Here is a 10,480-nt window from a genome sequence, read left to right as displayed (position 1 = left end):
TTATTTTCGTACTAAAGGACAAAACCGATGAAAAAGGTGGCCTTTTTAATCAAAGATCAGGAAGAAGACTGGGAAGGGTTACGCTCCACCCTCGGGTTGGCCGTCGAGAACAACTCGGTGTATCTCTTTGTCCTGGATCATGAAGTGGAAATGACCGAACCCTATCGTGAAAACCTGGATTGGGTCTTGGATATGGAGGGAGAACTCTTTTCCAATGTCCCGGCCAATGTGGAGAAACATGGATTTCAGCCCATTACCTATGAAGAATTAGGGGAAAAACTAAAAGAAATGGATTTCATTGTTCCATTTTAGGGCAATAGGCTATAGGCTATAGGCAAACAAAGAGCCGAAAAAAAGCTAACCTATAGCCCCTTGCCCATTGCCTATAGCCCCTTTACTTCCATGAGGGAATTATGACACTGTTACACATCTATCGTTCCAAACCCACCGAAGAGATCCTTAAGCTGGTGAAAATCCTTTCTGAGGGAAATGATGCCGATACCTTTTCCCTTTTTGAAGGGGAGGTGAATTATGCCCAACTGGTGGACCTTATCTTTTCGCACGATAAGGTTGTTAGCTGGTGGTAAAAAAATACTGACACGGGTTAAAAAAATGATAAGAATCGTCTTGATTCTTGTTCTGTTAACCGGAATTGGGCTTGACAGCTCTTTTGCCCAGCAATCTACAACAGGGCAAAATTACAAGGTTAATCCTGAGCTTTGTGCCCTGATGCTTCGCAAAGGGCAAGAATCTTTTTCCCGGGCCCGGTACATTGAGGCCAAGGAGCTGTTCCGTAAAGCTATAGTAGCCGACCCAGGCTCCCAAAAGGCCTGGTCCTATTACGATTTAGCTCAGATGTATTCGGTAGCCGAACAATTCAAGAATCACGGCCGTATCGTCCAATCTACGGCTCCAATCCCGGAACAGATCACGGAAATGGTTCAACCACAGACTTCAGTCGTAGCACCCTCACCGCTGCCTTCCAAGGAAAGGGGGAAATTGCCGTAAGAAAGGTTCAATCAAGGTTACGGAATTTGCAGGCCGTAATTTCTGGTCTTACAGGCAATCTTACTTCACTCAGTATCCCTTCTTCCGTTCATGCTTCATTTTATTTATTTTTCTTCTTGACAACGGACTATCGGTAAACTATATTACTATATAGTTATAAGGAATTCTTAAACACAAAAACCTGTTTGACTTTTATGGGGGAAAAGATGAAAAACACTATTTCCTGTGAGTGTATTCAACCAACTGAAGCCAAATTAGATCAGATAAGCCTGAGAAAAAAACTGCTTATCCTGCCCGTGGCCTTTATAGCCTGGTGGGTTTTATACCATCAATTGCCAAAGGTGGCCGGGTGGTTGACTTATCAACTGTTCAGGATTGGCCAGGGTACCCATGTGGGGGAGGCTGTCGCTTTTTTCCTCTATGATGTCCCCAAAGTCCTAATGCTTCTTATCCTGGTGGTTTTTGGAGTGGGAATGCTGCGTTCTTTTTTTACTCCGGAAAAAACCAGGGCTATCCTGGCCGGAAAAAAAGAATCGGTGGGGAATGTGATGGCCGCAGGGCTGGGGATTGCCACCCCTTTTTGCACCTGTTCGGCCATACCGCTCTTTATCGGCTTTGTCGAGGCCGGGGTCCCTTTGGGGGTAACCCTCTCATTTTTAATTTCCGCTCCTATGGTCAATGAAATCGCCCTGGTCCTCCTGTTCGGTCTTTTCGGCTGGCAGGTGGCCGCCCTTTATCTGACCACCGGACTGCTGATCGCCATGGTCAGCGGTTGGGTGATCGGCCGGTTGCGCATGGAAAACCATATCGAAGATTGGGTTCGGGAGATCAGGACCAATGGGACCCCCCTGGTTATGGAAACCATGAACTGGTCAGGCCGGATCGATTATGCCTGGCAGGCCGTTAAGGATATAGTAGGCAAGGTCTGGTTGTATGTAATTGCCGGTATCGCCGTGGGAGCGGCCATTCATGGTTACGTGCCGGTAGGCTTCATGGCCTCTGTCATGGGTAAAGAAGCCTGGTGGTCGGTCCCCCTGGCCGTCATGCTCGGCGTTCCCATGTATTCCAATGCCGCCGGGATCATCCCTGTGGTTCAGGCCCTTCTCGAAAAGGGGGCGGCCCTGGGCACGGTGCTGGCCTTTATGATGGCCGTCATCGGCCTGTCTTTGCCGGAAACGATTATCTTAAGAAAGGTCTTGAAAGCCAGGCTCATTGCGGTCTTTGTCGGGGTGGTGGCCACGGGCATACTTTTGGTCGGTTTTCTCTTTAACGCCCTTCTGTGAAGTTTTTACTTGACTTTAAGGGGAAACATTATAACTATATAGTCCATTATGCAAAAATTAAAAAAATTAAACCCTAAAATATATGAAGGCCAGGCCTCGATTCTCAAGGCCCTGGGGCAGCCTACCCGTTTGCAAATCCTTGAATTGCTAAAGGAAGGCGAACGTTGCGTCTGTGAAATTTTTCCCGCCATTTCTCAGGAACAGGCGAATGTCTCCAAACATCTGTCGATCTTGAAGCAGGCCGGTATCCTGGAATCCCGGAAAGACGGTTTACGCATCCTTTACCGGATCAAGACTCCTGAAATCCTGGACCTGCTGAGCGGGGTCTCCAGACTCTTGAAGACCCAGGCACGGGAACAGCATCATTTAATGACCCAAATATAAAAATTTTTCCGACTTAAATTACTATTTACTCATATAGTCAACAAGTATTAAAAAATGGACCCTCATCATAACCATAATCATAACGATGAAACTTCTTGGGCTAAACGCCTGTTCATCACCATGATCATGAACCTGCTGATCCCGGCCGTTCAGATTATTGCCGGGATTATAGCAGGCAGCATGGCCCTGGTCAGCGATGCCCTGCATAACCTGATGGATTTCGCCTCCATTCTGATCAGTTATGTGGCCTTAAAAATCGGGAAACGGGGGCCTACCCTTTCCCTGACCTTTGGCTACCGGCGGGTGGAGGTCATGGCCGCGGTCTTCAATGTAGCCCTTCTCTTCGGGGCCGCTCTTTATATTGCCGTTGAAGGCTGGATTCGTTTGAACAATCCAACGGTCATCCAGGGGAATATAGTCATCTGGGCGGCCCTCCTGGGTTTTATCGCCAATGGGATCTCTACCTGGATGCTCCATGCCGGGGCCGAAGAGAACCTTAATATGCGCGGGGCTTTCCTCCACATGTTGACCGATGCCCTGACCTCCCTGGGGGTGGCCGTCTTAGGGCTAATCTGGCTGTTTCGACCCTGGTATTGGCTGGACCCCATCGTCTCCTGGATTATTGTGGTCCTGATTCTTTACAACGGCTGGGGAATATTAAAAGAAGCCATGCTCATTTTAATGAATGCCACGCCACCTGGCATCGATTTAAAGATCATCCAACAGGAAGTTGAGGCATTGGAGGGTATCGAAAGTCTTCATCACCTTCATGTCTGGAATCCCTCTTCCGGGATCATCGCCCTGGCAGCCCATGTCATTGTACCGGATCAGATGCTCTGCCAGGTCGACGAATTAGCCAAAAAAGTAAGGGTCTTGCTCCTGAACAAATTCAACATCGACCATCCTATTCTCCAGTTTGAAAGCAAGTCCTACGAACCCAAGGATTTGTTATGTACGATATGCAAGGATAACCATTCTTCAGAAAAGAGTGCTGAGTAAGGAGGCATTATTATGGAAATCAAAGTATTAGGACCGGGATGCCCCAGATGCGGGCAAACCGAGCCTGATTGATTTCGGGGCTACCGGTTGCGGGCCGTGCGATATGATCCAATTTTTCTTCGTAAGTTCCGCTAAAACCGGAGGGATCGGCAAAGCTCCAATGGAGTCTGGTCGTGATCCCGGGAAAGAAGGGACATTGCTCGGCGCTGGTCTCATCGCAGACCGTTATCACATGATTATATAATCTCCCTGCCCTGATAAACCGGTTTTTCTTTTTCCCCGGCAATAATTTCAACAATGGACAGACTGCCTCATCCGGATTGATGGTCCTTTCTAACCCATAGAAATTACACTTTTCTTGACAGCAAAGCCGATTTCTGATATATTTTTATTCTTTAGCTCTGTATCTATTTTTGGTTAGGTATTATGATGGATTTGATTCTGGATCGTTTCTTAAATTTTCTGGTGGTTGAAAAAGGGCTTTCTCCAAATACTCTGGAGGCTTACAGCCGTGATTTAATCCAATACTTTCATTTTTTGAAATCCAAAGACATTACCGACCTTTCCCAGACCCATTCCGGGACCCTTTACGAATACTTAGGGACTTTGCGGTCTCGAAAGTTATCCGGCCGCACCCAGGCCCGGATCCTTTCGGCCCTCAAATCGTTTTATCGATTTCTCCAGGAAGAAGCCTTGCGCAAAGACAATCCGGCCCTGCCCTTGCAAGGACCCAAACCCAAAAGAACCTTGCCAAAGACCCTTTCGGAGATGGAAGTGGAGACCCTGCTCCATCAACCCAAGGCCGATTCGCCTCGAGGGCTTAGAGATGGGGCCATGCTGGAGGTCCTCTATGCCACCGGTTTACGGGTCTCCGAATTAATCGCCTTGACCCTTGACCAGTTGGAGTTGGAGGCCCACCTTATCCGCACCATGGGTAAGGGTTCCAAAGAACGACTGGTCCCCATCGGAAAGACCGCATCCGGCAGCCTGATGGAATACTTGCAAAAAGGACGTAACCTCCTGCTCAAAGATCACCTTACCCCCTGGGTCTTTGTCAACAACCGGGGAGGTCGCTTATCGAGACAGGGTTTCTGGAAGATCCTTCGCCAATACGGCCGACAGGCCGGGATCACCAAGACGATCTCCCCCCATACCCTGAGGCATACCTTTGCCACCCATCTTCTGGAAGGCGGAGCTGATCTCCGTTCCATTCAAACCATGTTGGGCCATGCCGATATTTCAACCACCCAGATCTACACTCTGGTAACCACCGAACACCTCCGAGAAGTCTATCGGAGATATCATCCCCGAGCTTGATTGGTTAATGAATTCCTCTCCCGCAGGCACCTATTCCGAGACCCCGGAAGAGAAAGGTATCGAGGTCATCACCACTCATCTCAATACCGACTTTGACGGCCTGGCATCCATGATGGCGGCCAAAAAGCTTTATCCAGAGGCCTGGCTGGTCTTCCCCGGTTCTCAAGAACAAAACCTGCGTAATTTCTTCCTGCAATCGACGGTCTATCTGTATAATTTTACCAAAATCAAACAAGTACCCCTGGAACGGATCAAGCGATTGATCCTGGTGGACACCCGGCAAAGCGACCGCATCGGCCGGTTTGCCGAAATCCTGAATCGAGCTGATCTGGATATCCATATATACGATCATCACCCTTCGGCTGAAAACGATATCAAAGGCAGTCAGGAGATTATCCGGCCGGTGGGGGCCACTACCACCCTGATGACCCAAATCCTCCAAGGTAAGAATATCTCCCTGACATCGGACGAGGCCACTGTAATGGCCCTGGGCATTTACGAGGATACCGGCTCCTTCACCTTCGCTTCCACCACCCCGGAGGATTTTCAGGCCGCAGCCTACCTTCTTCAGCAAGGGGCCAATCTGAATTTGATTTCCGATATGCTGACCCGTGAATTGACCGTCGAACAGGTTTCTTTGTTGAATCAACTTCTGGAATCGGCCACCCGGCAGAGAATCAACAACGTTGAGATCGTCACTGCCAAGGCCTCCATCGATACCTATGTCGGTGACTTCGCTGTCCTGGTCCACAAAATGATGGAGATGGAAAACCTCAACTGTCTTTTTGCCCTGGCCCGGATGGAAGACCGTGTTTATCTGGTCGCCCGAAGCCGGATTCGGGAAATAAATGTCGGGGAGATCCTTTTGGCCTTCGGTGGAGGGGGACATCCCTTTGCGGCCTCGGCCACGATCAAAGATCAGACCCTGGTCCAGGTGGAAGAATCACTCATAGCCCAGCTCAAACGCCGGATCAACCCCCAGCGGAAGGCCCGGGACATGATGACCTTCCCGGTAAAATCGGTTCCACCTGATGAGACCATCGAACATGCCAATGAACTTTTGACCCGTTATAACATCAATGTCCTGTTGGTGATGGCCGGGGATAAACTTTTGGGGTTGATTACCAGACAGGTGATCGAAAAGGCCATCTTTCATGGACTGAAGGAGTTGGCCGTCCGGGAATATATGACTACTGAATTTTCGACCGTCGAACCGGAGGCCTCTCTTTTTCAAATCCAGGAATTCATTATCGAGAACAAACAGAGGATCCTGCCGGTAGTCGAGCAAGGAAAGGTCGTGGGGGTCATAACCCGCACCGATTTGCTTAATATCCTGGTCAGCGGCCCTTCCATGACCGAATATCTTTACGATTCCCGCAAAGCCCCCCATTTCGTCCGGAAGAAAAACATCGCCTACTTGATGGAAGAAAGGCTCCCCAAACGGATTATTGATTTGCTTAAATCCTTCGGCGAGGTGGCCGATAGTCTCGGTTATAATGCTTACACCATTGGGGGTTTTATCCGGGACCTCATTTTAAAATTTGACAACCTGGATATCGATATCGTCATCGAAGGGGACGGAATCAAATTCGCTCAGGAGTATGCCAAGAGATATCCGGCTCGTATCCGTTACCATGCCAAATTCAAAACAGCGGTCCTCATCTTTCCTGACGGCTTTAAGGTGGATGTGGCCACGGCCCGGTCGGAGTATTACGAATCTCCGGCGGCCCTGCCGATCGTTGAACTCAGTTCCATAAAAATGGACCTTTACCGCCGCGATTTTACCATCAATACCCTGGCCGTTAAACTGAACCCCCGTCATTACGGTATACTGATTGACTTTTTCGGGGCCCAAAAAGACCTGAAAGAAAGGGCCATCCGGGTCCTGCACAACTTAAGCTTTGTCGAAGACCCTACCCGGGCCTTCCGGGCCGTTCGCTTTGAACAACGCTTTGGATTTAAAATAGGAAAATTGACCGCCAATCTGATCGAAAATGCCATCCGCATCGGCGGCATCGAAAAACTGGCCCCTAAAAGGGTTATCACCGAATTGCAATTGATTTTAAACGAAGAAGACCCTCTGCCTGTTATCAAAAGGCTGGTAGATCTAAAACTCCTGCAGGCCGTCCAGCCGGAATTGATCCTCACTCAAAAAGTGGAACTCCTTTTTGGAGAAATTCGAACCGTTCTGGCTTGGTTTGACCTCCTTTATCTTAACGAGCCCTATGAAAAATGGCTGGTTTATTTCCTGGCCCTGACCCAGCCGGTAACCCAATTCACGGAATTGCGTCAACGTCTGGGTTTATCCAAAAAAGCATTTGAAATCATTATGCTCTGTCGAGGGGAAGGGGAAAAGGTCCTGATGACCCTTCAAAAGAACCCCAAATTATCCCGCAGTGAAATGTATAAACTCTTATCGTCCCTCCCTAACGAGGTTTTACTTTTCTTAATGGCCAAGACCAACCAGGAAGCCAGCCGGAAAGCCATTTCTCTTTATTTTACCCAATTGAAATCCATCCAGATTTCCGTCGGGGGGGAAGACTTGAAAAACCTTGGAATAGCTCCAGGTCCTCGTTATAAAACAATCCTGAATGATCTTTTAGAAGCTCGACTCAATGGAAAAGTATTGACCCATGAGGATGAAATAGCCTATGTTATAAAACATTTTAAGGATAGAGTAATAAAAACACAGGCGACCAATTTTTAAACCAACACGGGAAAGAATCTATAAAAATGAGTTCATTTATCCAACAAATCAGCATCATGGCCCTGCCCCTTCTTTTGGGGGTCATTTTGCATGAGGTGGCCCATGGCTGGGTAGCCAATAAATTGGGTGATCCCACGGCCCGGTTATCCGGACGTTTGACCCTCAATCCCATGGCCCATATCGACCCTTTCGGTTCTATCCTGATCCCCGGGATCCTGATTTTATCCCATGCCCCGTTTCTTTTCGGATATGCCAAACCGGTCCCGGTCAACTTTCATAATCTCAGGAATCCCAAAAAGGACATGGTTTGGGTGGCCCTGGCCGGGGCCGTGACCAATCTGCTCCTGGCTCTGGTCTTTTCTTTGGTTCATCGGGTTTTAATGGCCGCCACCCCCCTTTGGGAATGGCCCTTATTGAGTCTTTTGCTCCAGCCTTTGATCCTGATGCTGCGCTACGGCGTGGTGATCAACGTGGCCCTGGCCATATTCAATCTCATCCCCATCCCGCCTTTAGACGGCGGCCGGGTTATGGTCGGCTTGCTTCCCGTAAAGGCCGCCTATACCTATAGTAAACTGGAGCCCTTTGGATTTCTGATCGTTATTGGACTCTTAGTAACCCATATCCTGGATTGGCTCATCTCCCCGCTGATTTATTTTTTTATTCAGTTGTTATTAGGGGCCTCGATGTATATTTAACTCGAATATAGAAAAATTCAGGCTATAGGCACGAGGCTATAGGCTATAGGAAAAGAAAAATTCGGAAAATCTTTTAACCTATTGCCCTTCGCCCATAGCCCATAGCCACTAATAAATATTTTCATGATTCGTGGTGCCCCCCCGTGGCATGAGGGTTTAGTACTATAGCAAAAGCAAAACAAGGAGGACGGTTTTTTTAATGGAACGTAAACGGATTTTGAGCGGAATGCGCCCTACCGGAAAATTACACCTGGGAAATCTGCACGGGGCTTTGATGAATTGGAAAGAACTCCAAAAAGAGTATCAATGTATTTTCTTTATTGCCGACTGGCATGCCCTGACCACCGAATATAAGGCGCCCCAGGCCATTCATGAATATATCCTGGATATGGTCATTGATTGGATCAGCGTCGGGCTGGATCCCGAGGTCAGCACTTTTTTTCTGCAATCGACCATCAAAGAACATGCCGAGCTTCATTTGATCCTGTCCATGCTTACCCCCCTGAGTTGGCTGGAACGAAATCCGACCTATAAGGAACAGCAGCAGGAATTGGAAAGCAAGGAAATCGGCACCTACGGCTTTTTAGGGTACCCGGTCCTGCAGGCCGCCGATATCATGATGTACAAGGCCCATGCCGTTCCGGTCGGCATCGATCAGGCCCCGCATGTCGAACTGACGCGGGAGATTGCCCGGAGGTTTAACTTTCTCTATGAGGAAATTTTTCCGGTGCCGGATCTCCTGTTGACCGAAACCCCAAAATTATTGGGCCTGGACGGCCGGAAGATGAGCAAAAGCTATGATAATGCCGTCTTTCTCTCCGATTCCCTGGAAGAGATTCGCCGTAAGATATCCCAGATGATTACCGATCCCCAGCGGGCCAGACGTACGGACCCCGGCAGCCCGGAGGTCTGTAACCTCTTTCCTCTTCATAAGATCTATTCTCCCGAAGAGCGGATCGAGGAGATCGAACGGGAATGCCCAAAGGCCGGGATCGGTTGTGTCGATTGTAAAAAATGGCTGATCGATCAGGTTCTGGAAGCCATGAAACCGATCAAAGAGAAGAGGGACTATTTAACGGAGAACATCCAGGAAGTCCGATCCATCCTGGAAGCGGGCAATGATCGGGCCCGGGCCTTCGCCCAAAAGACTATGGAAGAGGTCAGGCAAGCTATTGGATTTTAGATTGCGGATTGCGGGATTTGTTGCCAGTTTCGAGTCATGCATTACCCGTCACCCGTCACTCGTCACTCGTGGTTCAAATGGATTACAACGTTAAACTCGACATCTTTGAAGGACCTTTGGATCTTCTGGTCCATTTGATCCGGAAAAACGAAATGGATATCTATGATATCCCTATTGCCGTTATCACCGCCCAGTATCTGGAATACCTGGACCTGATGAAGGATCTGAATATCAATATTGCCGGCAATTTCCTGGTCATGGCCGCCACCCTGATCCATATCAAATCCAAGATGTTACTGCCCCGACCTCCGGATGATGAGGAAGAAGAAGATCCCCGAATGGAATTGGCCCGGCCATTGATGGAATATCTTCAGCTCAAAGAAGCGGCAGAACAACTCGGCCAACGTCCGGTTTTGTATCGGGATGTTTTTACCCGCGATTTTTTAGCAAAAGAAATGGAAGGGAAAGAAGAGGGGATGATCCGGGTGGGTCTTTTTGAATTGATTGCCGCCGTGCGGAAAATGCTTCTGGAGAAAAAAGAGGAGGCCTTCGCCCATTTACCCAGTCCCTTGATTCCCATCGAAAACAAGATGGAAGAAATATTGGACCAGTTAAAACAAATGGGGCGACTCCTCCTGGAAGAGTTATTGCCCGCCCATTTTGGCCGGGCTGAAATCATCGTCGTCTTTCTGGCCTTGCTGGAATTGGCCAAGCTTCACAAAATCATCATGTATCAGGAAATCCATGAAGGGAACCTTCTTGTTTATGACTTTCTTCCTCCGGCCACGGTCTCTTAACGGTACACTATGAACGAACTCAAATCCCTGCTCGAAGCCCTGATTTTTGTCTCGCCTACTCCCCTGGGTCTTAAAAAGATCCTGGAAGTCATCGGGGACGGCTATCC

12 protein-coding genes are annotated in these 10,480 nt (G+C 48.7%); 11 read left to right on the top strand and 1 reads right to left on the bottom strand.

Annotated elements, in window-relative coordinates; genetic code table 11:
• Positions 1-27 precede the first annotated feature (27 nt).
• The 6 genes from HY879_11855 (at position 28) to HY879_11830 (ending at position 3,674) form a co-directional block, all read left to right on the top strand.
• Positions 28-312: a hypothetical protein gene (locus HY879_11855; GenBank protein MBI5604040.1), complete on the top strand. Its 285-nt coding sequence runs from the start codon at positions 28-30 to the stop codon at positions 310-312.
• Between the two features lie 101 nt (positions 313-413).
• Positions 414-587: a hypothetical protein gene (locus HY879_11850; GenBank protein ID MBI5604039.1), complete on the top strand. Its 174-nt coding sequence runs from the start codon at positions 414-416 to the stop codon at positions 585-587.
• Between the two features lie 25 nt (positions 588-612).
• Positions 613-1,008 (top strand): hypothetical protein, encoded by a 396-nt coding sequence (locus tag HY879_11845; GenBank protein ID MBI5604038.1) that lies wholly within the window; start codon positions 613-615, stop codon positions 1,006-1,008.
• Positions 1,009-1,214: 206 nt separating this feature from the next.
• On the top strand, positions 1,215-2,291 hold the full coding sequence (locus tag HY879_11840; GenBank protein ID MBI5604037.1) for a permease: 1,077 nt from the start codon (positions 1,215-1,217) through the stop codon (positions 2,289-2,291).
• A gap of 48 nt (positions 2,292-2,339) precedes the next feature.
• Positions 2,340-2,675: a winged helix-turn-helix transcriptional regulator gene (locus HY879_11835; GenBank protein MBI5604036.1), complete on the top strand. Its 336-nt coding sequence runs from the start codon at positions 2,340-2,342 to the stop codon at positions 2,673-2,675.
• A gap of 54 nt (positions 2,676-2,729) precedes the next feature.
• Complete coding sequence (locus tag HY879_11830) at positions 2,730-3,674, top strand: cation transporter (GenBank protein ID MBI5604035.1); 945 nt, start codon at positions 2,730-2,732, stop codon at positions 3,672-3,674.
• A gap of 19 nt (positions 3,675-3,693) precedes the next feature.
• Here HY879_11830 and HY879_11825 read toward each other — a convergent pair whose 3' ends face one another.
• Positions 3,694-3,972 (bottom strand): hypothetical protein, encoded by a 279-nt coding sequence (locus HY879_11825; protein ID MBI5604034.1) that lies wholly within the window; start codon positions 3,970-3,972, stop codon positions 3,694-3,696.
• A gap of 131 nt (positions 3,973-4,103) precedes the next feature.
• Here HY879_11825 and xerD point away from each other — a divergent pair, with 131 nt between their 5' ends.
• The 5 genes from xerD to HY879_11800 all read left to right on the top strand — a co-directional run bounded on the left by xerD (position 4,104) and on the right by HY879_11800 (position 10,373).
• Positions 4,104-4,991, top strand: a complete 888-nt coding sequence (gene xerD / locus HY879_11820; protein MBI5604033.1) for a site-specific tyrosine recombinase XerD — start codon at positions 4,104-4,106, stop codon at positions 4,989-4,991.
• A 58-nt stretch (positions 4,992-5,049) separates the two neighbouring features.
• Positions 5,050-7,698, top strand: coding sequence for a CBS domain-containing protein (locus tag HY879_11815; protein MBI5604032.1), 2,649 nt, complete (start codon positions 5,050-5,052; stop codon positions 7,696-7,698).
• 26 nt (positions 7,699-7,724) lie between these two features.
• Positions 7,725-8,393, top strand: coding sequence for a site-2 protease family protein (locus HY879_11810; protein ID MBI5604031.1), 669 nt, complete (start codon positions 7,725-7,727; stop codon positions 8,391-8,393).
• A 199-nt stretch (positions 8,394-8,592) separates the two neighbouring features.
• Entirely contained in the window at positions 8,593-9,576 is a 984-nt protein-coding gene (gene trpS, locus HY879_11805) for a tryptophan--tRNA ligase (protein MBI5604030.1), read from the top strand.
• 77 nt (positions 9,577-9,653) lie between these two features.
• Entirely contained in the window at positions 9,654-10,373 is a 720-nt protein-coding gene (locus tag HY879_11800; protein ID MBI5604029.1) for a segregation/condensation protein A, read from the top strand.
• Positions 10,374-10,480: the final 107 nt, after the last annotated feature.

The sequence above is a fragment of the Deltaproteobacteria bacterium genome, from assembly GCA_016219225.1.
Lineage (GTDB): Bacteria > Desulfobacterota > RBG-13-43-22 > RBG-13-43-22 > RBG-13-43-22 > RBG-13-43-22.
This window is presented reverse-complemented; position numbering and strand designations above follow the sequence as displayed.

Coding starts and splice junctions, on each gene's coding strand:
- HY879_11855 (MBI5604040.1), top strand. CDS start 28: ATGAAAAAGGTGGCCTTTTTAATCAAAGATCAGGAAGAAGACTGGGAA.
- HY879_11850 (MBI5604039.1), top strand. CDS start 414: ATGACACTGTTACACATCTATCGTTCCAAACCCACCGAAGAGATCCTT.
- HY879_11845 (MBI5604038.1), top strand. CDS start 613: ATGATAAGAATCGTCTTGATTCTTGTTCTGTTAACCGGAATTGGGCTT.
- HY879_11840 (MBI5604037.1), top strand. CDS start 1,215: ATGAAAAACACTATTTCCTGTGAGTGTATTCAACCAACTGAAGCCAAA.
- HY879_11835 (MBI5604036.1), top strand. CDS start 2,340: ATGCAAAAATTAAAAAAATTAAACCCTAAAATATATGAAGGCCAGGCC.
- HY879_11830 (MBI5604035.1), top strand. CDS start 2,730: ATGGACCCTCATCATAACCATAATCATAACGATGAAACTTCTTGGGCT.
- xerD (MBI5604033.1), top strand. CDS start 4,104: ATGGATTTGATTCTGGATCGTTTCTTAAATTTTCTGGTGGTTGAAAAA.
- HY879_11810 (MBI5604031.1), top strand. CDS start 7,725: ATGAGTTCATTTATCCAACAAATCAGCATCATGGCCCTGCCCCTTCTT.
- trpS (MBI5604030.1), top strand. CDS start 8,593: ATGGAACGTAAACGGATTTTGAGCGGAATGCGCCCTACCGGAAAATTA.
- HY879_11800 (MBI5604029.1), top strand. CDS start 9,654: ATGGATTACAACGTTAAACTCGACATCTTTGAAGGACCTTTGGATCTT.